The sequence below is a fragment of the Rhizobacter sp. Root1238 genome (genome assembly GCF_001425825.1).
Lineage (GTDB): Bacteria > Pseudomonadota > Gammaproteobacteria > Burkholderiales > Burkholderiaceae_C > Rhizobacter.
Genome location: NZ_LMDM01000045.1, coordinates 145,009 through 169,612, shown reverse-complemented (window position 1 = coordinate 169,612; position 24,604 = coordinate 145,009). Strand labels below are relative to the sequence as shown.

Here is a 24,604-nt window from a genome sequence, read left to right as displayed (position 1 = left end):
GCGCTTGCAAGCCCCGCGGGGTGCGCACCGGTTGAGCGGCTGCCAGGCGCTCAACCGGTCTGATTTCGCGGCCCGTCCGGTGGCGTCCCTTGCGACATCACCAGCGGCGGCGCGGGCATCGGCGGGGCCACCACGCCCATCGAGATCACGTACTTCAGTGCTTCGTCGACGCTCATGCTGAGCACCACCACGTCGGCACGCGGCACCATCAGGAAGAAGCCCGAGGTCGGGTTCGGCGTGGTCGGCACGTAGACGCTGAGGTAGTCGCCGCTCAGGTGCGTGGCCGCCTCGCCGCCGGGGCGGCCGGTGACGAACGCGATGGTCCACGACCCGGCGCGCGGGTACTGCACCAGCACGGCTTCGCGGAACGCATTGCCGCTGCTCGAGAACAGCGTGTCCGACACCTGCTTCACCGAGCTGTAGATCGACTTGACGATCGGGATGTGGTTGAGCACCCGGTGCGCCTGCGCGAGCCACCACTGGCCGAACATGTTGGCGGCGAACATGCCGGTGAGCAGCAGTCCGGCGATCAGCAGCACGATGCCCAGGCCGGGGATGTTGCGCAGGTCGGTCAGCGGCTGGCGTGCCGCCTCGGGCAGCACCGCCTGCGTGGCCGAGACCAGGCTGCCGAACACGTCGTCGAGCAGGCCCAGCACCGAGTGCAGCACCCAGATGGTCACGGCCAGCGGCAACCAGACCAGCAGGCCGGCGATCAGGTATTTCTTCACTGGGTTCCTTGCGGCTTCGGCGGAGCGGCCGGCGTGGCGGCAGGCGGTGCCGCGGCCGGGGCATCGGCCTTCGGCGCGGCAGCCTCGGACGCGCCGGTGCCGCTGCCGGCGGCGGCCTTGTCAGACCCCGACGCAGCCGTGCCGGTGGCCGGCGGCGTCGAGCCGTTGCGGAAATCGGTGACGTACCAGCCCGACCCCTTCAGCTGGAAGCCGGCGGCGGTGACCTGCTTCTGGAAGGCTTCGGCACCGCAATTCGGGCACACGGTGAGCACGGGGTCGGAGATCTTTTGCAGGACGTCCTTGGCGTGGCCGCAGGCCGCACACCGGTAGGCGTAGATAGGCATGGCTAAGCCTTTGATTCAAAACGCGAAATTATAAGTGGCCCGGGCTTGCCCCCCGACAGCGCGGGGCGGCCCGTGCCGCAGCCCGGCGCGGCGGTCAGCCGTTCGAGCCCGCCGCCAGGTGGCGCGGCTCGTGGCGGTTCTGCAGCACCTGGGGCGCCAGCGAACCCGCGATCATGCCCGCAAACGCGGCGATCAGCCCGGCCAGCTGCCCCGGAAAGTGCTCGCCCCACGAGGAGATCTGCGGGAAGAACACCACCCACACCGCGATGCCGGCGCCGAGCGACACGATGGCGCCCTGCGTGGTCGAGCGCTTCCAGTACAGGCCCATCACCAGCGGCACGAAGGCGCCGACCAGCGTGATCTGGTAGGCCGCCGACACCAGGTCGTAGATCGACGTGCCCTTCATCGCGATCGCATAGGCCAGCACCAGCGCGGCGAACACGACGATGGTGCAGCGCATCGCGAACAGCTGCTCGCGGTCCTTCATGCCGGGGCGCAGGTTCTTCAGGATGTTCTCGACGAAGCTGGTGCTGGGCGCGAGCAGCGTGGCCGACGAGGTACTCTTGATGGCCGACAGCAGCGCGCCGAAGAACAGGATCTGCATCACCAGCGGCATCTTCGTCAGCACGAAGGTCGGCAGCAGGCGCTGGTAGTCGTTCTTGGCGAGTTCGACCGCGCTGTCGCCCATCACGATCACCGCGCAGGCGACGATGAACATCGGCACGAACGCGAACAGGATGTAGCTGACGCCGCCGATCACCGCGCCGTTGCGGGCGGTCTCGGGGCTGCGCGCCGACATCACGCGCTGGAACACGTCCTGCTGCGGGATGCTGCCCAGCATCATCGTCAGGCCCGCGCCGACGAACATCGCGATCTCGGTGAAGCTCGGCGGCGGCAGGAACTTCCACAGGTCCTTCTGCTGCGCGAGCGCGAACACCTTGTCGGTGCCGCCGGCCAGGTCGCTGGCGAACACCGCGATGATGCTCAGGCCGATCACCAGCACGATCATCTGGATGAAATCGGTCCAGGCCACCGCGAGGAAGCCGCCGACCACCACGTAGATCAGCACCGCGAGCGTGCCGACGATCATGCCGGCCGTCTCGGACATCGCGCCGTTGGTAAGCACCGAGAACACCAGCCCGAGCGCGGTGATCTGCGCCGCCACCCAGCCGAGGTAGCTCAGGATGATGGCCAGCGAGCAGAACACCTCGACGCCCTTGCCGTAGCGCTTGCGATAGAAGTCGCCGATGGTCAGCAGGTTCTGCTTGTAGAGCTTGGTCGCGAAGAACAGGCCGACCAGGATCAGGCAGGTGCCGGCGCCGAACGGGTCTTCGACGATGGCGCCGAGGCCGCTCTGCACGAACTTGGCCGGGATGCCCATCACCGTCTCGGCGCCGAACCAGGTCGCGAAGGTGGTGGTCACCACCATGATCAACGGCAGTCTGCGGCCGGCGATCGCGAAATCGCGGGTGTTCTTGATGCGCGTGCCGGCCCAGACGCCCAGGCCCAGGGTTCCCAGCAGATACAGCACGACGAAGGAAATCAGGGTGGTGTTCATCGACCTAGGCTCGCGGCGCGGGTTGGAGGCGGGCGGGATTATCCATGCAGCAGCACCCCGACACGCAAGTCCCGGACCCGGGATTCACCGTAGCTCGGGTGGCAACTGGCAACCCGGGTTCCCGGATGGGCACCGAGGTTACCGCCAGTGCGTCATGACCTGCGTCGCGATCAGCCCCAGCACGAAGCCGACCGCCCCGTAGATGATGGCGCGCAACAGCCGGTTGGTGCGGCGCTGCTCGGCCAGCACCGCCTCCAGCAGGCGCGGCTCGGTGCCGCGCGGCTGCTGCAGCGCGTGGTGCAGCAGCCGTGGCAGCTCGGGCAGCAGCTGCACGTAGCGCGGCGCTTCCCGCTTCAGGTTCTGCAGCAGCCCGCGCCAGCCGACCTGCTCGTTCATCCAGCGTTCGAGGAAGGGCTTCGCGGTGTTCCACAGGTCGAGCTCCGGATCGAGCTGGCGGCCCAGGCCCTCGACGTTCAGCAGCGTCTTCTGCAGCAGCACCAGCTGCGGCTGGATCTCGACGTTGAAGCGGCGCGAGGTCTGGAACAGCCGCAGCAGCACCTGGCCCAGCGAGATGTCCTTCAGCGGCCGGTCGAAATGCGGTTCGCAGACTGCGCGGATCGCGCCTTCGAGCTCGTCGACCCGCGTGTTCGCCGGCACCCAGCCCGACTCCACGTGCAGCTCGGCCACGCGCTTGTAGTCGCGGCGGAAGAACGCGATGAAGTTCTGCGCGAGGTAGTCCTTGTCGATCTCGGTCAGCGTGCCGACGATGCCGAAATCGAGCGCGATGTAGTGCCCGAAGGTCTTCGGGTCCAGGCTGACCTGGATGTTGCCGGGGTGCATGTCGGCATGGAAGAAGCCGTCGCGGAACACCTGCGTGAAGAAGATCGTGACGCCGTCGCGCGCGAGCTTCGGGATGTCGACGCCGGCATCGCGCAGCCGCTGCGACTGGCTGATCGGCACGCCGTACATGCGTTCCATCACGATCACGCTGGTGGTGCACAGGTCCCACACCATCTCGGGCACCAGCACCAGGTTCAGGCCCTGCATGTTGCGGCGCAGCTGCGCGGCGTTGGCGGCCTCGCGCACCAGGTCGAGCTCGTCGTGGAGGTAGTTGTCGAACTCGGCCACCACCTCGCGCGGCTTCAGGCGCTTGCCGTCGGACGACATGCGTTCGATCCAGCGGGCCATGCTGCGCAGCAGCGTCAGGTCGTCCTCGATCACCGCGAGCATGCCGGGCCGCAGCACCTTCACCGCGACCTGGCGGCCGCTCTTCAGCGTCGCGAAGTGCACCTGCGCGATCGACGCGCTGGCGACCGGCTCGGCGTCGAAGCTCGCGAAGAGGTCCTCGATCGGCCGGCCGTACGCCCGCTCGACCAGCTGGCGCGCGAGCGCGGCCGGGAACGGCGGCACGTTGTCCTGCAGCCGGGCCAGCTCGTCGGCCAGGTCGTCGGGCAGCAGGTCGCGCCGGGTCGACAGCACCTGGCCGAACTTGACGAAGATGGGCCCGAGCCGCTCCAGCGCCTCGCGCAGCCGCACGCCGCGCGGCGCATGCAGCCGGCGGCCGAGCGTCATCACGCGCACCAGCAGGCGCACCCAGCGCTGGCGAAAGCCCGACAGCGCGAGCTCGTCGAGCCCGTAGCGCAGGACGATGAAGCCGATGAACAGCAGGCGCAGCAGGTGCCTCATCGGGGGGAGCCGCCCCCGTTGCGGTTCACCAGGCCCTGCAGCACGTGCACGGCTTCGCGCAGGCCGCCGGCCACCATCGCGGCGAAGCGCGACAGCTCGTGCGCCGGTGCCGGGCCGATGACCTTGGCCAGGTCGTCCTGCAGGTCCCAGCGCAGGTTGTCGATCAGCCAGCTGACGTCGGCGGCGAAGGCCGAATCGCCTTCGATGCCGACCTTCGGACGCACGCCGCCGAACCATTGGGCGGCCAGGCGCGCCGGGTTGGAAGCATCCAGCGTGACGCGCAGGTCGGGCGCGGCGACCGGCTCGCCGCCGGCGTATTCGAGCAGCCCGGCCGGCGTGATGCGGAACGCGATCTGCGGGGGCGGCGGCAGCATCGCCGGCCAGCCGGTCAGCGTGAGCTGCACGCTGCGACCGGCGTGCGGCTTGAGGCGATCCGTCGCGACGGTCTCGGACGCGATCACGTGGTTGAGCAACAGGGTGATGCGCTCCAGCGCACCGGCGCCTAGCGACGCGAAGAAGGCATTCAGCATGCGCGGGATTGTAGGTGGCGCACCGGCGCCCTTCACCCTGGGGGCTCTCGCCGCAGCGCATGCGGCCTATGATCGTCCGCCCTGCGCCACTCGAACGACGACATGCCCACGATCCTGCTGACCGGTGCCACCGGCTACATCGCCTCCCACACCTGGCTCGCATTGCAGGCCGCCGGCTTCGACGTGGTCGGCGTCGACAACTTCTCGAACAGTTCGCGCATCGTGCTGGACCGGCTGGCCGAACTCGGCGGGCAGGCGCCGGTGTTCGTCGAGGCCGACGTCTGCGAGCGCGCGGCGATGGACGAGGTGTTCCTTCAGCACCGCATCGACGCCGTGGTGCATTTCGCGGCGCACAAGGCGGTCGGCGAATCGGCGCAGAAGCCGCTGGAGTACTACCGCAACAACCTGGGCGGGCTGATCAACGTCGCGCAGGTCATGCAGGACCATGGCTGCAAGCGGCTGGTGTTCAGCTCGTCGGCCACCGTCTACGGCCAGCCCGAGCGGCTGCCGATCACCGAGGATTCGGCGCTGTCGGCCACCAACCCGTACGGCACCACCAAGCTGCTCGGCGAAGAGCTGCTGCGCGAGCTGGCGCGCTGCGACGCGGCGTGGCAGATCGCCTTCCTGCGCTACTTCAACCCGGTCGGCGCGCACCCGAGCGGGCGCATCGGCGAAGACCCGCGCGGCGTGCCGAACAACCTGATGCCGTACGTGGCGCAGGTGGCGGTCGGCCAGCGCGAGTTCCTGCAGGTGTTCGGCGACGACTACGACACGCCCGACGGCACCGGCGTGCGCGACTACATCCACGTGATGGACCTGGCCGACGGGCATGTGGCGGCGTTGCGCTACCTGCTGGCGCAGCAGAAGTCGCTGACGGTCAACCTCGGGACGGGGCGGGGCTACAGCGTGCTGGAGGTGGTGAAGGCGTTCGAGCGAGCCAGCGGCCGGCCGGTACCGCACCGGGTGATGCCGCGGCGCGCGGGGGACGTGGCGGCCTGCTATGCGGACCCGTCGCTCGCACGGGAACTGCTGGGCTGGACGGCGACGCGCGACATCGAGGCGATGTGCTCGGATGCATGGCGGTGGCAGAGCGGGAATCCGCGCGGGTTTGAGTGAAAGCCGGTCTTGGCTGAGCCTGACCCGTTCGGGCTGAGCCTGTCGAAGCCGTCTGCCCGCACCGTCCTGTGGAACGTTTCGAATCCTGTGGTTACTCAGGGGTCTCTGCGCGCTGAATTGTCGCCGCAGCTATCCATCAAGATGAATTCCAGGATTCCAAATAAATGCTAAAAAAAAATGATGCGCCCAAGATCGATCGCAACTCGAAATTGATGCGCCGGCCTCCCGCCATCCCTAAAATACCTTTGTTGCGCCAGGAAATAACCAAGAACCAACTCAGTGCTTATTTCCTTGTCTTCCGCACGCTCGTTAAAGGCGACTGCGCAAAGAACGGCCCATTATACGAACTACCACGTCGAGTGGTCGACAAAGTAGCGCGCTATAACTTACTCTTAAATGACCAGATATCCCCGGGATCCACGAAGAAATTTGAAAAAGAAATATTCAAAGCGGGCGGCGATCACTTGGCATTGGCTGAACTGAGAAAAGAAAAGCAAGCAGCAGCAGAAGAAGGGAAATGGCAGAGGAAATGGAAGGATCTGATGGAACGTTATGCGCTAGCCGCAGGACGAGGGGATGATCAGACGATGAATGTGATCCTGAGGGCAGCGGCCAAAGCAGAGGCGCCTACTCGCCATTGCGCAAACTTGATGATCGGCGAGCTTGAGAAAGCGGTGATGCAGCTTCAAGGGAAATTGAAGCAGCAGCAAACGCACGGCGGCAATCTGCGTCCTGAACACATCAGTTCGCTCAGTCAAATTGCGGCGCGGCGGTATGCGAAGATGAAGCAGAATGCTGCTGAACCGGAACTTCACAAAGCGCTGCGGGCTGCTGCCGGCCTCCTGGACATCGTTGACGTGAGTGCGTGCGCGTTCACCATCAACGAAGTCGTTTTAAAACAGATGGCCCGCACTGAAAATTCCGATTTGCACAACAAGGTTCTGACCCTTATCAGTTGGCTGCTGCTGGTAGACGTCGATCTGGCACAGGAATTGTGGGACGCCGTCAAATCAAACTCCAAGCCCAATGGCAGAGAATTCATGCGTGCGCAGCAAATGCTCCGTGAGCATCTTGAAAAATGTGACGCACACAACACCGATCGATGGAAACGCGACCCCAAACTCAATGAAAAATTTTGCGTCAAATGGGCCAATTTCAAAATCGACTTTGAATCGGATGAGAATCCGAAATCGAGCAAGCCGTTGAGAAGCCCTAGAAAAGTCGCTGCACAGCTCTTCAAGTCGAAGCAGAAGAATGAGTGAGGGCAGCAATCTGCCGATTCAGCCGCCAAACCGCTTCAGCAACCGCCGCCCGATCGCCGCCACCACCCGCTGCCGCGCCGCCTCGCGCGAGAACGTGTGGTCGGCGTCGTCGACGAACTCCAGCGCGAGCTCGCGGTTCTTGATTGCGCGCTGAGCGGTCTGGCGCGCGCCGTCCTGCAGCATGTCCCAACCCGGATCGCCCGACGACACGATCAGGGTCACGTGACGCTTCGCCGCGAACAACTGCCGCAACTGCCGTGACAGCAACGGCCCGCGCGACGGGAAGAAGATCTCGTTGATCGCACTCACGCGCGACGCCACCTGCTTGCGCAGGTGCGAGAACACCACGCCGCCGAGGTAGACCAGGTTCACCTGCCCGCGCAGCAGCTTCTTCCAGCTGTCGAGCCGGCGCATCGTGCCCTTGTAGTGCGCCACTGCCGAGAAATGCTTCGTGTCGACGGCATCCCCTTCGACCCAGCGCCAGGTCAGCGGGTTGATCAGCACCAGCTCGCTGATCTGCGCCGCCTGCTCGACCAGCCCGGTCTGGAACGCGGTGTACGCGCCGGAGCACAAGCCCATCAGCACGAACTCGCGCACGCCGAAGCGCTCGCGCAGGCTGTGCAGCACCTGCTGCGCATCGGGCACCGCGCTGTCGGGATACGGGTGGTTCTCCCGCCCGGTCCCCCGCTGCACACTGTCGCCCAACCCTTCGAGGTCGCAACGCACGGTCGGGAAGCCGAGCGCCGCGAACTCGCGCGCGAGCGTCACGTACAGCCGGTTCGGGCCGACGTGGTGCACGGTGCCCGAATTGAAGAGCACGACCATCGGCCGCGCAGCCAGGTCGACGCCATCGGCCTGCGCGAGCAGCCCGAACAGCTGCCCCTCGTTGCCGAGCGCGCACAGCGTCTCGGTCAGCGCGACCGCGCGGCCATCGGCGGTCGCATGCGCGAAGCGCGCCTGCGTCGCCCCGACCGGCGACGGCAGCAGCGGCGGCGCGGCCTCGCGCAGCGCGGTCTGCGCGACCATCCACTGCACGATGCTGTCGAGCGCCTGGCGCGGCACCACGGTGTGCACCGGCTCGGCCATCATGTCGGCATAGCCGGCGCAGGCGATCGCATCGGTCGCGATGCCGAGCGTCAGCAGGTGCTCGCCCAGCGCCTCTTCCTCGCCGATCAGGTCGTCGCGTGCGACCAGCAGCGCGCGGCCGCTGACGCGCAGCGCCTCGCGCGTCAGCTGCACCGCCTTCACGGCGTCCTGCGTCTCGCGGCTCACCAGGAAACCCGCCGGCTCCAACGGCGCGCTGACCGGCCGCTGGCCGCCGCCGGCCGCCATGTCCAGCGCCTGCAGCTCGCGCACATGGCGGCGGCCCGAGGCGCAGACGTTCCACAGCACCAGCCAGTCGACCTCGCGCTGCGCCGCGACCAGCGCCGCGAGCGTCGCACCGAGCCGCACGCCGAGCAGCCCGACGCGCGCGCTGCCGCTCAGCGCCTGCGCCGCGGCGATCGCCGTGTGGACGTCGTCCTGCCAGCGCTGCAGCCGGCCGGCGTCGGTCTCCAGGCCCGGCGAATCGCCGCTGCCGTGGTAGTCGAAGCGCAGCGCCGGCACGCCCGAGCGCGCGAGGTCGTCGGCCAGGTGGCGCAGCGAGCGGTGCCCGTGCGCGTACTCGTAGCCCATCGGGTTGCAGATCACGACGACCGCATCGCGGCGCGGCACCGCATCGGCCACGTGGTACCAGCCGAACAGCGGCTGCGCATCGCTGCCGAGCATCAGCGGCTCGCGCCGGACCTCGGGGCGGCGCGCGGCCTCCGGCGGCAGCGGGATGTCGTCAGTCCGCACGGACGGTCACCAGTTCCCGCAGGTTCAGCGCGCCGAGGTGCGCCTTGAACTTGCGCGGCGCGGCATCGAGCGGCCTGAAGCGCAGCGTGCGGCGCGACTGCGGCGCCAGGTGGAAATGCAGGTCGTCGGCCGCGTAGCCGGCGCATTCGACGTGAAGCGACTGGATCAACGCGGCCGCCTCCAGCGTGACCAGCACGCTGCCGTCGGCCTGCCGCTGCGCCTGCGCCGTCAGCGTGCCGGCGCGCTGCGGCGGCAGGTTCAACCCGTGCGGAAAATGAAAATCCTCGGCCAACGTGTCGCCCGCTTCGTTCTTCAAGCGCGCGACCGCCACGTCGTGCTGCGGCGGCCCGAAGCGGTAGGCGTAGGCGGTGTCGGCGAAGTGGCCGATCAGCGCATCGGCCTGCAGCGCGAGGCCCTGGTTCGCCGCCAGGATCACGTCGAGGCTGCCGCCGGCGGTGCGCACCTGCCCATCCTGGTACAGCGCGATCTCGACGCTGCCCGCGAGCGGCTCGCCGCCCTCGTTGTGCACCTGCAGCTGCAGACCGTCGAGCCCGCCGTCGGTGATCAGCACGGTGCGTGCTGCCCACGCGCGCTTCAGCGCCCAGTACACCGCCTTCGGCCGGCCGGTGCTGTCGATCAGGCCCCAGCCGGCGCCCGGCCACAGGTCCTTCAGGAACCACACCAGGCCGCCGCCGCAGACGCTGCCCGGTGCGCGCCATTCGGCGAACACGCGCTTCAGCACCTCGCCGGTCACTGCGCGCGACAGCGCGAGGTAGCGTGCGATGTCGGTGCTGCGCAGCGCGACCGGATCGAGCCCGGTGAGCTCGCGCAGGTAGTGGTCGCGGATGTCCTCGAAGTCCCAGCCGGCGCCGTTGTCGCGCGGCTGGCGCTGCTTCCACAGCGGGTGGTGCGGCGCGATCGTCGGCTGGCCGGCCAGCAGCTCGATGGTCTCGGGCTCGGGCACGTGCGAGAAGCCCAGGCATTCGGTCGTGAACTTGACGCCGGCGTGCTTCACGTCGCTGATCGGCCGGCGGTAGGCGCCAACGCCGTAGTAGTGCGAGATGCCGGTGCCGACGTGGAACGGCAACGCGCCTTCGCACGGCGACGAGCGGAAGTACGGCACGCCGGCATGGCGGCTCGCGCAACGCGCCGGCAGCGTCTCGCTGAAGAAATCGTTGCTCCACTGCTCGGCCGGCAGGCCCAGCATCGCGGCCTGCTGCTCGACCTCGCTGCCGCCGCAGTACGCGGCGATGCACGGGTGCGCCTGCAGGCGGTGGAGCTGCTGGTCAGCCTCGCGCTCGATCTCGGCGCGGAAGGCCTCGTCGGCCACCGGGTAGTCCATGTTGGCGAACATGAAGTCCTGCCAGACCAGGATGCCCAGTTCGTCGCACAGCGCGTAGAACGCGTCCGACTCGTAGGTCATCGTGCCGCCGATGCGCAGCATGTTCAGGCCGCCGTCGCGCGCGAGCGTCAGCGTGCGGCGCAACTGCTGCGGGTCGCCGTGCAGACGCAGGAAGTCGTCGGTGGTCCAGCAGGCGCCGCGGCAGAACACCGGCGTGCCGTTGACACGGAACTGCACCAGGCCGTCGTCGCGCCGCACCTCGACCTGGCGGAAGCCGATGCGGCCGCGGTCGATCGCGGTCCACTGCGTGCCCTGGCGCAGTTCGATCGCGCAGTCGTGCAGCGCCGGCGCGCCGTGCGTGTGCGGCCACCACAGCGCGACAGCGGGCAGTTGCAGGTCGGCCGACAGCGTGTCGCCGTCGAGCGCGAGCGCATGGGTGCGGTCGCCGATGCGCAGGCGCGCCTCGGCGACGTCGCTGCCGGCGGTCAGCGTGGCGCGCAGCCGCACGCGGCCGACGCCGGCCTCGGCATCGCACTGCAGGTCGATCGACGCGATGCCGCCCGGCGACACCGTCTCGAGCCACACCGGTTTCCACACGCCGACCGGGTGGACCGGCGGCGTCCAGCCGGGGATGCGGCCGAGCAGCGTGGTGCGCACCCAGCGCAGGTTCTGTGCCTCGACGAGCGCGGTCTTCCAACGCGGGCGCGGCTTGCGGGTGGCGAGTTCGGCGTCGAGCGAGCGGAAGCAGAGGCGCAACTCGTTGTCGGGCCGCAGCCGGCCGGTCACGTCGACCCGCTCGGTGGTGAACATGTTGCGCGCAGTGAGGATCGGCTCGTCGTTCAGCCAGACCTCGGCGATGCCGGCCAGGCCGTCGAAGCGCAGGTGCTGGCGATCAGCACCGTGCGATGCCGGCGCCGGGAAACGGCAGCGGTACCACCAGTCCTGCGTGTCGTAGCGTCCATGCGGCGTGTCAAGCCCGACGCCGAGGCTCGCGCCGACGGTGCCGAGCTCGCGCACCGGTGCCCAGGCCAGCTCATCGGACGCACCTGCGGCGATCTCCCAGCCGCTGTCCAGCGCGATCGCCGCGTTCATGGCCGCGTGCGTCACCCGTGTCGGCGTCGCAGCTCGGCGATGCCCGACGACCAGGCCTCGCCCATCGCATCGATCGGCGACAGGTCGAGCGGCTTCTTGCGGGCCATCGATCGCGCCAACTGGAACTGGAACGCCTTCGCGGTCTGCGAGATCTGCGCGAACGCATCGGCCGAAGCGACGACATCGACGCCTTGCGACCCCAGCCAGCGCAGGTAGGTTTCCGCGAGCTCGAAGCACGCGCCGTACTGGCGCAGCGTCGCGAACGAATAGGTGTGGAAGACCGCGATGTCGGACTGCATCAGCCAGTCGAGGTCCTTCGCGAACTGCGTCTTGAAGCGCGTGAACGGGTTGGTCGCCGGCACGCGCGTCAGGTGCTTGCGCAGCAGCGCGAGCGAGCCGTCGACCAGCGCCGCGCCGGTCGGCGGCGTGAAGCCGGGCCGGGTCTTCAGGAACTCGATGTACGGCGGCAGCATGCGCTCGTGCACCAGCCCGTCGAGCTGGAACACGTCGCGGAAGTCATCGCCTTCCAGTGCGTAGAAGCCCTGGTTGTGGAAGTAGTCCATGCGACGTGCCTTCACGTCGATCGCATTGACGCCGACCGTCGATTTCGTGTGCGCGAGCTTGTACGCGGACCCGGCGGTGTCCGGCAGGAACCACGAGTCGAGTTCGACCAGCACCGGACGGCCCTGCCCGACCTGGTCCTCGATGTGGTCGACCAGCGGCCGCCACACCGCGAGCTCCTGGATGTCGACGCCGTACAGGTCGTACAGGTCGCCATCGGGGAACTTGAAGAAGGTCCACTGGTCGCCTTCGAAGTCGACGCCGAGCGTGAACGCGAGCGCCGGCACCGGGTCGTGGCCGAGGCCGTGCAGCAGCTCGATCAGCACGTCGGCGTAGCAGTTGGTCTCGGCCCAGGTGCGCGGCTCGGTGTGGATCGGGTGGCGCTGGAAGCTCGCCGGCTCGATCGGCAGGACACGTTTCATGCGGCCCTCGTCAGACCATGGCCAGTTGCTGGCGCACCTCGTGCGGCCAGCGCTTCGGGTCGAAGCCGTGCGTCTTCAGCAGCGCGAGCGCGATGCGTTCGAGCCCGAAGCCGATGCAGGCGGTGTGCGCCGGCGTGCCGTCGGCCTGCAGGATGTCGAACGAGATGCCGAAGTGGTCGAGGTGGTAGTTGCACGAGGTGATCGCGGTCGGCTTGTCTTCCTTGCAGATCGGCACCACCAGTTCGTACTTCAGGTCCTGCTCGCGCTGCGTCGCCTTCATGATGCGCGCGCCGCGGCCGAAGAACGGGTCGTCGGCCAGCACCTTCTTCACCGGCAGGCCCACTGACTCGAGGATGGCCTGGCCGCGCGCCAGCCAGTCGTTGCGGTGGTTCAGCGCCTGGTCGGGGGTGCCGAGGCGCACGAACTCGCGCTGGCGGAAGATCTGCATGCGCGCCGGATCGTCCGACGGCTCGTGGCGGAACACGAAGGTCTTCAGGTCGACGACGCGGCCCTGCGCCGACAGCGTGCCGGTGGCGGTCGGGTACAGCGGGTAGCAGGCGGCGGGCACCAGCATCACTTCGGCGGGCGACAGCGAGCTGGTCCAGTCTTCCTTGGCCTCGAACTTGCCGAGCATGGCCTGGTGCTCTTTCTCGCCGCCGAGGAAGCTGTGCACCGAGCCCATCAGGTCGGGAAAGTTGTTGATGTGGTCGATGCGCGCGTAGTTGGCGCGCGGAAAGATCGGCGGGAAGCGCATCACCTCGGCGTTCTGGAACGCGCCTTCACGCGTCACCAGGCCTTCGAACTGGTCGATGATGTTCTCGAAGGTGCCGCTGCGGCCGTAGACGCCGCGCACGCCCGAAGGGATCAGCAGGCCGGCCTCGATCAGCTCGGCCTGGTACTGCTTGTAGGGGTCGTCGTGTTGGGTGCACATGGCGGGAGTCCTTGAAAGAATCGCTGTCAGTTTTTATGCGCGCAGGTTGCGGCCGGGGGGCTGGGCTGGCGGCTCATGCCGGGGCGGTCGGCCCTGGCGGGCCGACTCCACGAGAAGGGCTGCGCGTGCGGGTGCATCGCCAAACTCCCTCCGCTCACTTCGTTCGCTGTGGTCAAACAGTGGCGATGAGTCAGTCCACGATGCGTGCTGCGCACGCCACCCGCAAGCACTGCCCTTCTCGTCGCCCCAGAAATCGCCCCCAGCCCAGCCCCCCAGCCGCAACCTGCGAGCGGCTTGTGTTTGCGGAAAGGCGGAAAGGCCTTGTGTTCGTCGAAGTGAGCCACTGTCTCTGCAACGGCGCGGGTGGGGAGGCTGTGGCGCGCCAATAAGGAGGGGGCGCCGGAGCTGGCTGGCTTCATGGCCCGCACGCGCAGCGTGCTTCGTGAACTGACTGTCGCCGACTGTTTGACCACAACGAACGAAGTGAGTGGAGGGAGTTTCGGCGACGGGCCATGAAGCCAGTCAGCGGAGGGCAGTCCTCGGCCCCCAGGGGCCGAGGACCGCACCCGACGGCGCGCCACAGCCTCCCCACCCGCGCCTTTGCCGCGCCAACCGGAGAAGACAAAGACCTTCATCCCGCTCAGTCTCAATCAGCGCTGAACGATCTGCATCGTGGCGCTCTGGCCGAGGATGCGGTCGTTGTTGACCATCAGCGCCGCGCCGTACGCGTCGCGCAGGTGGCGGCCCAGCGTCAGCTTCGAGTCGTTGCGGTAGCCCTGGATGCCGCAGATCAGCATCGCCTTGCCGACCACCTCGACGACGAACTGCGAGGCCGTCAGCTTCAGGTTGTTGATGTTGATCGCGAAGCTGAAGCCGGAGTAGGCCTCGGGATCGTTGGCGATCAGCACGTCGTGGTACTCGCGCAGCGTCTGGTACACGCCGCCGCGCATCGAGAACAGCACCGTGTCGAGCTCCGCCAGGCGCGTCGCCGAGATCGGCGTCACGCTCGGGTTCTTGCGCGCTTCGGCCCGCACCGCGCTGCGCGCGCGGCTCACCGCGTCGATCGACAGGCCCAGCCACAGCGAGGCCCACACGACGTGCGAGAACGGGTGCATCGTGCGGCGGTGGATGTCGGCATACGGCTGCGGCAGGATCTGCTCGACGCGGCCCTGCGACTTCAGCACGAAGCCTTCGCTGCAGGTGCCGCGGAAGCCCAGCGTGTCCCAGCCCGAGAGCTTGGTCAGTTCGTAGTCGCCCTTGCGCACCAGCACCTGCACCTGGTCGTTGCGTGCCGCGTCCTCCGACTTGCGGCAGGTCACCAGGATGGCATCGGCCGTCGCGCCGTACGAGATCACCGGCGTCTGCTTCTCCAGCGTGAATCGGTCGCCGTTCACCTGCACCGCGCACAGGCTGGAGCGCACGTCGCCGCCGATGCCCAGCTCGGTGGTGGCCGATGCGATCAGCGTCTGCTTCTCGACCATCTCGCGGGCATAGGCCTGGAAGAATTCGGATTCCAGCGCGTGGTGCACGATGCAGCCGACCTGGATCTGGTGCATCGCGAAGATCATCGCGGTCGAGCCGCAGTACTGGCCCAGCACCTCGCAGATCTGCGACAGGTCGCTGATGTTCAGCCCCATGCCGCCGTACTCGACCGGCACGTAGCAGCTCAGCAGCTTCTGCTGGCGCAGCGCCGCGTAGGCCTCGTGCGGGAAGCGCGCGTCGCGGTCGACCTCGGCGGCGTGCGGCGCGATGATGTCGCGGCCGATGCCGTGCAGCCCTTCGAGCAGTGCGGGCAGTTGGGGGCTGAGGCGGGTCGGTTGCGACATGGTGTCTCCAGGAAAGGCGGCAGTGCAGCGCTTCAGGCGCTGACGAGTTCTTCGATGGCTTCGGACAGCGAGCGGATGCTCTCGAAGGTCTTGCGGCCGAGCATCTTGTCGGAGAACTCGATGTCGAATTCGTCCTCCAGCGCCAGCATCAGGTTGACCGTCGTCAGCGAGGTCAGCCCGGCGGCGTACAGGTCGCTGTCTTCGGTCAGCGTGGCGGCGTCCACCGACAGGCGGGCGTGCTTGGCGATGACGGAACGGATCTTGTCGGTGTGCATGTCGATGTCCTGCGTTTCAAGGGAAGTTTCTGCCGCGCGGCCGGTGCCTCGCAGCGTCGAGAAAATGATCAGGCGGTCTGGCGGGCACGCTGCACGTACCAGCCGATCGCCTCGAGCAGCCCGGCGCGCACGTCGTGGCTGGGTTGGTAGCCGAGCAGCCGGCGCGCCTTCGACACGTCGGCCAGCGAATGGCGCACGTCGCCGGCGCGGAACGCGGCGTACTGCGGCGGCTCGACGCGCAGCTGCGGGCATTCGCGCTGCAGCGCCTCGGCGATCGCGCCGTGCAACTGGTTCAGCGTGGTGCGGTCGCCGACCGCCACGTTGAAGACCTGGTTCGACGCCTCCGGATCGGCGCACAGGCCGGCGCGCAGGTTGGCCTGCACCGCGTTGGTCACGAAGCAGAAGTCGCGCGAGGTCTCGCCGTCGCCGTTGATCACGCAGCGCGAGCCGTCGAGCATCTCGGCCGCCCAGCGCGGAATCACCGCGGCATAGGCGCCGTTCGGGTCCTGGCGGGGGCCGAACACGTTGAAGTAGCGCAGCCCGATCGTCGACAACCCGTAGCAGCGGCCGAACACCTCGGCATACAGCTCGTTCAGGTACTTGGTCACCGCGTACGGCGACAGCGGCCGGCCGATCGTGTCCTCGACCTTCGGCAGCGTCGGCGAATCGCCATACGTCGAGCTCGATGCGGCATAGACGAAGCGCTTGACGCCGGCGGTGCGCGCGGCTTCGAGCATCGTCAGGAAGCCGGTCGCGTTCGAGCGGTGCGTGGTCAGCGGGTCCTTGATCGAGCGCGGCACCGAGCCGAGCGCGGCCTGGTGCAGCACGATCTCGGCGCCGTCGCAGGCCTGCGTGCAGCTCGCCAAATCGGCGATGTCGCCACGGATGAAGGTGTGGCGCGACCAGGCCTCTTCGCCGACGAGGCGGCGCACCTCGTCGAGGTTGGCCTGGTGGCCGGTCGAGAAGTTGTCGAGGCTCGTGACCTGCTGGCCGGCGCGCAGCAGGTTCTCCAGCAGGTGCGAGCCGATGAAGCCGGCACTGCCGGTGACCAGCCAGCGGCGCGGCGCGGCGCGCAGCTGTTCGAGCACCGGGTCGAGGAATTCGTTGGTCGTCACGTCGGCTTCCATCACAGGCGCCAGACGTTCAGGCCGCGCGCCTTCAGGGCCTTCGCATCGGCCTGGCTCTTCACGTCGACATACAGGCCGTTCGGTACCAGCTTCGCGACGAAGTCGTCGATCGGGCGGGCCTTCAGCGCCTTGTGCGCGACGGCGGCCACCACGGCCTGCGCCTTCGGCAGCGCGTCCCAGGCGACCAGGTCGACGCCGTACTCGTGCTTCGCCTCGCCGGCCGCGGCCACCGGGTCGTGCACGTGCACCGTGACGCCGTAGCTCTCGAGCTCGCGCACCACGTCGATCACCTTCGAGTTGCGCAGGTCCGGGCAGTCTTCCTTGAAGGTCAGGCCCAGCACGATCACGTCGGCGCCCTTCACCTGGAAGCCGGCCTGGATCAGGTTCTTGATGGTCTGCTCGGCGACGTACTTGGCCATGCCGTCGTTGATGCGGCGCCCGGCCAGGATGACCTGCGGGTGGTAGCCCAGGCGCTCGGCCTTGTGCGTCAGGTAGTACGGGTCGACGCCGATGCAGTGCCCGCCGACCAGCCCCGGGCGGAACGGCAGGAAGTTCCACTTCGTGCCGGCCGCTTCCAGCACCTCGAGCGTGTCGATGCCGATGCGGTGGAAGATCAGCGAGAGCTCGTTGACGAGCGCGATGTTCAGGTCGCGCTGGGTGTTCTCGATCACCTTGGCGGCCTCGGCCACCTTGATGCTGGTGGCCTTGTAGACGCCGGCGGTGATGACGCTGCCATACATCTCGGCGACCAGGTTCAGCGTCTCCGGGGTATCGCCCGACACCACCTTGGTGATGGTCGTCAGCGTGTGCTGCTTGTCGCCCGGGTTGATGCGCTCGGGGGAATAGCCGACGAAGAAATCCTGCTTCCACTTGAGGCCGGATTCGCGCTCGATGATCGGGATGCAGACCTCTTCGGTCGCGCCGGGGTACACGGTGGATTCGAAGACGATGGTCGCGCCGCGCTTCAGGTTGCGGCCGACCGAGGTGCTGGAACCCACCAGCGGCGACAGGTCGGGGTTGTGGGCGTCGTCCACCGGCGTCGGCACCGCGACGACGATGAAGTCGGCATCCTTCAGCGCGCTGGCGTCGGTGGTCGGGTGCAGCTGGCTCGCGGCCTTCAGCGCTTCGGTGCTGACTTCGCCGGTCGGATCGATGTGTTCGCGGTAGGCGGCGATTTTCGCGGCCGACAAATCAAATCCGATGGTCTTGTATTTCTTGCCGAATTCAACTGCCAGAGGCAATCCGACATACCCCAGGCCGACGATAGCAACGGTGGTCATGATTCTTTTGTTTGAAAGTGGTGCCGCGAATCTCGCCGCGGTGTATTGAGAAAGCCCAGCGTTGCCATGGAAGAGAGCACCGGACCGGATGAAGGACGAATCGTAAGTGACGTGTTTACTGCCAACCCGCCCTGAATACCAATATCAATTCCGGACCTCGCTGACACTCCCCTTTTGAATGGACCGGATGATCCGAGAACCCCCTGGCAGCGCCAATCCCTGAGTTGTGGGGTCGGGCCACGCGGCGCGGAGGCCCTTGCGCAGGTATCTCCCAAGCCAGGCGCAGGCCTTCACCCCGTGCACACCGCTGCAAGTTCTGCCAGGCAGGCGGCGCACACCGGCAGACTTTTCCGATTGTTTTTGTAACAGCGCCCCCGCGACCGAGGGGGTGGCCGCGGGCTGCCGCAGTCAGGTGCCGGCCGGCCGGCGTTGCAGGCGACCGACAGTTGGAGCTCGCGATGTCAGCCATTCGGACATCCGATGGATGCACCGTGTGCGCTGCGCCACGAATCGATGCGAGCAGGTGCCCACGCGCCGGCTCGACCGTCTGAAACCCGCCACAGCCACCTGTAAGCTGTCTATCCCACATCTGGAAACAGGTGCGTGAGTGGGTGCCAACACAATCCGCTCCGGCCACCGTCCGTGTCGGATCGTGGTCTCAGCTGGAACCTGCGATGTCCTCGACCCCGATCTCCGCCCTCTCCTGTGTCACGAAGTATCTGACCTTGTTCGCGCTCGGTGCGGCCCTGGTGGCCTGCGGTGGCTCGAAGGGCGACGACACCGCCGCCTCGCCCGAGCCGCAGATGTCGGCACTGTCGATCAGCCGCATCGGCCAGGGCAGCGTGGTCTCCACCCCGAACGGCATCGATTGCGGCACCGACTGCGCCGGGTCGTACAGCAAGAACAGCAACGTCTCGCTGCATGCCGCGGCCGCCCAGGGCAGCCAGTTCGTCGGATGGAGCGGCGTCGGGGTGGACTGCGCCGGCACCGCCGACTGCAGCCTGATGCTCGACCAGTCGAAGTCGCTGGTCGCGACCTTCAGCGCGGTCGATGCGCCCGAGTACGCACTCGGCGTGACGATCGCCGGTTCGGGCACGGTCGCCGCCAACGCGACGCCGTTCTCGTGCAGCACCGCCACCGACTGCGGCGGCACTTACGCCGCCGGCACCGTCGTCACGCTGACGGCGACGCCGGCCTCGGGCTACGCCGTCGGCGCCTGGAGCGGCAGCGGCGTCAGCTGCAGCGGCAGCAGCTGCCAGGTCACGATGAGCGCGGCGCGCAGCATCAGCGTCAGCTTCACCGCGGTGGCGGCGCCGACCTATGCGCTCGGCGTCACGGTCACCGGCTCCGGCACCGTCGGCTCGTCGCCGGCCGGCATCTCGTGCGGCAGCACCTGCGCGCACAGCTACGACCAGAACACCGTCGTCACGCTGACCGCGACGCCGGCCAGCGGCTATTCGTTCAGCGGCTGGAGCGGCGCCGGCTGCTCGGGCACCAACACCTGCGTGGTGACGATGTCGGCCGCGCGCGCGGTCGCCGCCGCCTTCGCGGTGGTGCCGGCCAGCAGCTACGCGCTGACCACCACCGTGACCGGCACCGGCCAGGGCACGCTGGTCTCGAACCCGTCCGGCATCAACTGCCCGACCGCCTGCAGCAGCACCGTCGCGTCGGGCACCAGCGTCACGCTGACCGCCACCAGCGGCAGCGCGTCGCACTTCAGCGGCTGGACCGGCGCCTGCGCGTCGACCGGCACCGTCACCACCAGCGGCGGCACCTGCACCGTGAAGGTCGGCGCCGCGACCCAGGCCGGCGCCGCGTTCGCGCTGAACACCTACACGCTGACGGTCGTCAAGCAAGGCAGCGGCAGCGTCGCGTCGACCGGCGGCAGCATCGCCTGCGGCAGCACCTGCAGCGCGAGCTTCAATGCCGGCACCGCCGTCACGCTGACCGCCACGCCGGCCAGCGGCTACACCTTCAGCAACTGGACCGGTGCCTGCACCGGCACCAGCAGCACCTGCCAGCTGACGATGAACGCGGCCGGCAGCGCGACCGCCGTCTTCACCGCGGTGCCGACCGTCGCGCTGACGGTGACAACCACCGGCTCGGGCAGTGTCGGCGCTTCGCCGGCCGGCACCGCCTGCGGCACCGGCTGCAGCAGCTTCGCGTCGGGCACCAGCGTCACGCTGACGGCCACGCCGGCCAGCGGCTACACCTTCACCGCCTGGGGCGGCGCCTGCTCGGGCAGCAGCAGCACCTGCGCGGTCTCGATGACGGCCGCGAAGTCGGTCAGCGCCACCTTCACCGCGACCAGCACCGGCGGCGGTGGCGGCAACACCAGCGGCAAGAGCTGGTTCGTCGCGACCACCGGCAGCGACGGCGCCGCCGGCACGCTCGCCGCACCGTTCAAGACGCTGACCAAGGCGGTCGGCGTGGCCACCGCCGGCGACATCATCGAGGTGCGCGCCGGCACCTACTCCGAAGCCGTCGTGATCCGCACCGCCGGCACGTCGACCGCCCGCATCACGATGCGCGGCTACAACGGCGAGCGCCCGGTGATCCAGCGCACCGGCACCGGCCCGACGATCTACTTCTACAACAGCGCCTGCGACGAAGACGCCATCGGCACCGGCACCGGCAACACCGACTGCTTCGCCAGCTGGTGGACGATCCAGGGCCTGGAAGTGCGCGGCAGCACCAGCGGCGGCGACGACGGCAACGTGATCAAGATCGACACCGCGAAGGTGCGCATCCAGGGCAACACGCTGTGCTGCAGCGTCGCCGACATCGTCAAGCTGGTGCGCACCGCCAACGACACCGAGGTGCTGGACAACGAGATCTACCAGAACACCTCGCTGGTGACGCCGGGCACCAATGCGCAGGGCGTCGACATCGTCGGCGCGAACAACCCGCGCGTCGCCGGCAACTACGTGCACGACGTGCCCGATTTCGGCATGTACGCCAAGGGCAACGCCCGCAACGTGATCTTCGAGAACAACCTGCTCTATAACATCGGCCGCAGCGACAACGGCCACGCGATCATGCTCGGCCAGGAGACCGACACCGACCGCCTGACCGACGGCGCCTACGAGAGCTACGACGGCATCGTGCGCAACAACGTCGTCGTCAACGCGACCTGGGCCTGCGTGGCCACGTCCTCGTCGTCGAACGTGCGCATCTACAACAACAGCTGCTACAACACCGCGACCACCGGGCAAGGCTCGATCTTCGTGTCCAACGAATCCGAGATCGGCACGCCGGGCGTCAACATCGAGATCTACAACAACATCATCTACGGCTCGGCAGGCCGGCCGGTGATCAAGGTGAACGGCGACGCGATGACCGACTTCACGACGCTGCGCATCGACGGCAACATCTACTGGGTGACCGGCGGCGCGCCGACCTTCGTGCTGAAGGACAGCAGCGTCTCGGCCTCCGCCTGGGCTGCGCAGTACAAGAGCGCGACCGGCCGCACCGACACCAGCCGCATCGTCGACCCGAAGTACGCCAGCACCACCGTGACCGGCGCGACCAGCAAGCCGCTGACGCTGTCGACCGGCAGCCCGGCGATCAACACCGGCATCGCGACCTCGCTGGTGACGACCGACTACATCGGCACCGCTCGCCCAATGAACGGCGTCATCGACGTCGGCGCCTACGAATACTGATTTCCTGGACGTACCCCATCCCATGAAGCACCTGCGCCTGCTGGCGACCCTCGCGGTCGCACTGACCCTCGCTGCCTGCGGCAAGGGCGAGGACGACACCCCCGCGTCGACCGACCAGGCCACGCTCACCGTGAGCCGTGTCGGCCAGGGCCAGGTGCAGTCGAGCCCCGGCGGCATCGACTGCGGCAGCGTCTGCGTCAAGACCTTCGCGAGCGGCGCGTCGGTGACGCTGAGCGCCGAGCCGGCCAGCGGCTACGACTTCATCGGCTGGAGCGGCAGCGGACTCGACTGCAAGGGCGCCGGCGATTGCGCGGTGACGGTCGAGGTCTCGAAGGCGGTGACCGCCACCTTCAGCCAACAGGCCGCGACCCGCTTCAACCTCGCGCTGACGATCGCCGGCAGCGGCAGCATCGCCGCCGACGTCGGCGGCCTGACCTGCGCCACCGCCAGCGACTGCATCGGCAACTACGCGGCCAACACCGCCGTCACGCTGACCGCGACGCCGGCGACCGGCTACGCCTTCAGCGGCTGGAGCGGCAGCGGCATCGCCTGCAGCGGCAGCAGCTGCCAGGTGCAGATGAGCAGCGCCCGCTCGGTCACCGCCACCTTCACCGCGGTGCCGACCGCGAACTTCGCGCTCAACGTGATCCTCAGCGGCTCGGGCAGCGTCAGCTCGTCGCCGGCCGGCATCAGCTGCGGCACCGCCTGCAGCAAGAGCTTCGCCCAAGGCAGCAGCGTCACGCTGACTGCCAGCGCCGGCAGCGGCTTCACGTTCAACGGCTGGAGCGGCGCGGGCTGCACCGGCAGCGGCAATTGCACGGTGACGATGAGCAATGCGCAGAGCGTCACGGCCACCTTCACGCCGACGCCGGCGGGCATGGCGGCGATCAACGTCAAGGTCGACGGCAGCGGCAGCGTGCTGTCGGCGCCGTCGGGCATCAACTGCCCGGGCGACTGCAGCGAATCGCTGCCGATGGGCACCCAGGTCAAGCTGACGGCCCAGGCCGCCGCGAAGCAGCGCTTCACCGGCTGGACCTCCGGCTGCACCGGCACCGCCGCCACCTGCAACGTCACGCTGTCGAGCGCGACCTCGGTCAACGCGGCGTTCCAGGCCATCACCTACACGCTGACCGCGACCAAGACCGGCTCGGGCAGCATCAAGTCGTCCGCCGGCGGGCTCGACTGCGGCGCGACCTGCAGCGTGAGCCTGGAGACCGGCACCGCGACCACGCTGACCGCGACGCCGGCCGAGGGCTTCCAGTTCGCGTCCTGGGGCGGCGCCTGCGCGAGCAGCAAGGTCGCGACCTGCAGCCTGACGATGAGCGCGAACCAGGCCGTGAGCGCGACCTTCACCGAGAAGCCGAAGTACACGCTGACGGTCGCAACCAGCGGCACCGGCACGGTGGCGATCGCGACGCCGACCGGCCTGAGCTGCGGCGCGTCGTGCACGCAGAACTTCACGTCGGGGACCGTCGTGACGCTGAATGCGACACCCGGCAGCAGCGGCACCTTCAGCGGCTGGAGCGGTGCCTGCACCGGCACCGGCGCCTGCACGGTGACGATGTCGCAGGCGGCGTCGGTCACCGCGAGCTTCGCGTCGACCGGGCCGGCCGACACCACGCCGCCCACCGTCTCGAGCACGACGCCGGCCACCGGCGGCACGTCGATCGGCATCGCGACCACCGTCTCGGTGAGCTTCTCCGAAGCCGTCAACTGCAGCACCGTGACGAGCGCGAGCCTGGGCATCACCGGTGTCAGCGGCACGGTGTCGTGCAGCGGCTCGACCGCGATCTTCACGCCGGCCGCGGGCCTGGCGTATTCGACGAGCTACACCGCGCAGGTGACGACCGCGGTGAAGGACGTGGCCGGCAATGCGATGGCGGCCGCGAAGTCGTGGACCTTCACGACCGGCGCCGCGCCGGTCGCGGGCGGCGCGTTCAGCTTCATGGCCTATGGCGACAGCCGCTCGGGCAACGGCTGCGACGGCAACACCGCGCACATCGCGCTGGTCAACCGCATGGTGGCCGAGCCGGCGTCGTTCGTGTTCAACCTCGGCGACATGATCACCGGCTACGACAAGTCGACCAACTGGGTGCAGCGCGGCGATTGCCCGAGCGATGCGTCGAAGGGCAGCTTCAAGGAAATCATCGCGCCGCTGCAGACCAAGACGCCGGCCGCCGGCCTGCCGGTCTTCTACTACCCGGTGGTCGGCAACCACGACGACAACTTCGGCGACGGCTGGTACCCCGACAAGTTCGGCGACGGCTTCTGCAGCGTGTTCGACCCGAAGCAGCTGGTGCCGAACCACACGCAGAACAAGTCGTACTTCAAGGACTGGACGACCTCCAGCGTCAAGCACTACAGCGATGCCGAGTTCTACACCGCTGCCTGCGCGACCACGCGCAACGGCGTGTACCCCGACTTCATGTACTACTCGTTCGACTACAAGAACACCCACTTCGTCGTGCTGCGGATCAACTCCGACTACTTCGACCTGATGGAGTGCTCGAGCAACTGCACCGCCGCGAACGAAGGCAACTACGACGCCTACTACTACAAGCACCAGCTCGACTGGCTGCGCTACGACCTGGCGAAGGCGGTGGCCAACACCGCGATCCAGAACACCGTGGTGCTGATGCACGCGCCGGTGATCTCGTACTCCGACGGCCATGCACCGGTGGCCTCGTGGCCGACGCTGGTCAAGGAGTTCAGCAAGTACAAGGTGAAGATGGTGATCTCGGGCCACAGCCACGTCTACGAGCGCTCGGTGCCGGTGTATGCCGACGATGCCAATCCGAACGGCGTGCGCGACGATGCCAAGGGCACCGTCTACGTCGTGACCGGTGGCGGCGGCTCGGCGCTGGCCGGCTTCAAGACGCTGGGCCCGCTGAATGCCAAGGCGACCGCGGCGCACCACTACATGAAGCTGGACGTGAACGGCGGCACGCTGACGGTCAAGACGATCGGCAAGGACGGCACCGTCCTCGATTCGTTCTCTCGATAACCTGGAGGATGCGGCGGCC

General features: G+C 68.0%; 17 protein-coding genes. 4 read left to right on the top strand and 13 right to left on the bottom strand.

Features of this window, described 5'->3' with window-relative positions:
* Window positions 1-50: 50 nt before the first annotated feature.
* From ASC98_RS23795 to ASC98_RS23775, 5 genes are all read right to left on the bottom strand, one after another.
* Window positions 51-728: a DUF502 domain-containing protein gene (locus tag ASC98_RS23795; RefSeq protein ID WP_056815230.1), complete on the bottom strand. Its 678-nt coding sequence runs from the start codon at window positions 726-728 to the stop codon at window positions 51-53.
* Window positions 725-1,072 (bottom strand): FmdB family zinc ribbon protein, encoded by a 348-nt coding sequence (locus ASC98_RS23790; protein ID WP_056815227.1) that lies wholly within the window; start codon window positions 1,070-1,072, stop codon window positions 725-727. Before ASC98_RS23790 ends, ASC98_RS23795 begins: the two co-directional genes overlap by 4 nt.
* Before the next feature lie 94 nt (window positions 1,073-1,166).
* A complete protein-coding gene (locus tag ASC98_RS23785) occupies window positions 1,167-2,630 on the bottom strand; it encodes a sodium:solute symporter family protein (RefSeq protein WP_056815224.1) in 1,464 nt (487 codons plus the stop codon).
* Between the two features lie 138 nt (window positions 2,631-2,768).
* Window positions 2,769-4,316, bottom strand: coding sequence for a ubiquinone biosynthesis regulatory protein kinase UbiB (ubiB, locus tag ASC98_RS23780; protein WP_056815221.1), 1,548 nt, complete (start codon window positions 4,314-4,316; stop codon window positions 2,769-2,771).
* Window positions 4,313-4,846, bottom strand: a complete 534-nt coding sequence (locus ASC98_RS23775; protein ID WP_056815218.1) for a hypothetical protein — start codon at window positions 4,844-4,846, stop codon at window positions 4,313-4,315. The genes ubiB and ASC98_RS23775 overlap by 4 nt, the downstream gene beginning before the upstream one ends.
* Before the next feature lie 102 nt (window positions 4,847-4,948).
* Between ASC98_RS23775 and galE the strand changes: the two genes are divergently transcribed.
* Both galE and ASC98_RS30810 read left to right on the top strand, forming a co-directional pair.
* On the top strand, window positions 4,949-5,962 hold the full coding sequence (galE, locus tag ASC98_RS23770) for a UDP-glucose 4-epimerase GalE (RefSeq protein WP_056815215.1): 1,014 nt from the start codon (window positions 4,949-4,951) through the stop codon (window positions 5,960-5,962).
* Window positions 5,963-6,126: 164 nt separating this feature from the next.
* The gene (locus ASC98_RS30810; RefSeq protein WP_157598071.1) at window positions 6,127-7,224 is read left to right on the top strand and encodes a hypothetical protein; all 1,098 of its coding nucleotides are present in this window, start codon (window positions 6,127-6,129) and stop codon (window positions 7,222-7,224) included.
* A gap of 18 nt (window positions 7,225-7,242) precedes the next feature.
* Here ASC98_RS30810 and ASC98_RS23765 read toward each other — a convergent pair whose 3' ends face one another.
* The 8 genes from ASC98_RS23765 to ASC98_RS23730 all read right to left on the bottom strand — a co-directional run bounded on the left by ASC98_RS23765 (window position 7,243) and on the right by ASC98_RS23730 (window position 17,916).
* On the bottom strand, window positions 7,243-9,060 hold the full coding sequence (locus ASC98_RS23765) for a serine aminopeptidase domain-containing protein (protein ID WP_056815213.1): 1,818 nt from the start codon (window positions 9,058-9,060) through the stop codon (window positions 7,243-7,245).
* Window positions 9,050-11,494 (bottom strand): glycoside hydrolase family 2 protein, encoded by a 2,445-nt coding sequence (locus ASC98_RS23760; protein ID WP_157598070.1) that lies wholly within the window; start codon window positions 11,492-11,494, stop codon window positions 9,050-9,052. The genes ASC98_RS23765 and ASC98_RS23760 overlap by 11 nt, the downstream gene beginning before the upstream one ends.
* Before the next feature lie 11 nt (window positions 11,495-11,505).
* Window positions 11,506-12,477 (bottom strand): DUF1839 family protein, encoded by a 972-nt coding sequence (locus ASC98_RS23755; RefSeq protein ID WP_056815207.1) that lies wholly within the window; start codon window positions 12,475-12,477, stop codon window positions 11,506-11,508.
* Window positions 12,478-12,487: 10 nt separating this feature from the next.
* Window positions 12,488-13,408 (bottom strand): amino acid--[acyl-carrier-protein] ligase, encoded by a 921-nt coding sequence (locus tag ASC98_RS23750; protein ID WP_056815204.1) that lies wholly within the window; start codon window positions 13,406-13,408, stop codon window positions 12,488-12,490.
* A gap of 650 nt (window positions 13,409-14,058) precedes the next feature.
* Window positions 14,059-15,234 (bottom strand): acyl-CoA dehydrogenase family protein, encoded by a 1,176-nt coding sequence (locus ASC98_RS23745; protein WP_056815201.1) that lies wholly within the window; start codon window positions 15,232-15,234, stop codon window positions 14,059-14,061.
* Between the two features lie 32 nt (window positions 15,235-15,266).
* Window positions 15,267-15,509, bottom strand: coding sequence for an acyl carrier protein (locus ASC98_RS23740; protein ID WP_056815198.1), 243 nt, complete (start codon window positions 15,507-15,509; stop codon window positions 15,267-15,269).
* A gap of 68 nt (window positions 15,510-15,577) precedes the next feature.
* A complete protein-coding gene (locus tag ASC98_RS23735; RefSeq protein ID WP_235581367.1) occupies window positions 15,578-16,624 on the bottom strand; it encodes an SDR family oxidoreductase in 1,047 nt (348 codons plus the stop codon).
* A gap of 11 nt (window positions 16,625-16,635) precedes the next feature.
* Window positions 16,636-17,916 carry a nucleotide sugar dehydrogenase gene (locus tag ASC98_RS23730; protein WP_056815193.1) on the bottom strand — a complete coding sequence of 427 codons (1,281 nt, stop codon included), beginning with the start codon at window positions 17,914-17,916 and terminating at the stop codon, window positions 16,636-16,638.
* A 674-nt stretch (window positions 17,917-18,590) separates the two neighbouring features.
* Here ASC98_RS23730 and ASC98_RS23725 point away from each other — a divergent pair.
* Window positions 18,591-21,581 carry a choice-of-anchor Q domain-containing protein gene (locus ASC98_RS23725; protein ID WP_082542081.1) on the top strand — a complete coding sequence of 997 codons (2,991 nt, stop codon included), beginning with the start codon at window positions 18,591-18,593 and terminating at the stop codon, window positions 21,579-21,581.
* 22 nt (window positions 21,582-21,603) lie between these two features.
* Window positions 21,604-24,585 carry an Ig-like domain-containing protein gene (locus ASC98_RS23720; RefSeq protein ID WP_056820519.1) on the top strand — a complete coding sequence of 994 codons (2,982 nt, stop codon included), beginning with the start codon at window positions 21,604-21,606 and terminating at the stop codon, window positions 24,583-24,585.
* The last annotated feature ends 19 nt before the right edge of the window (window positions 24,586-24,604 follow it).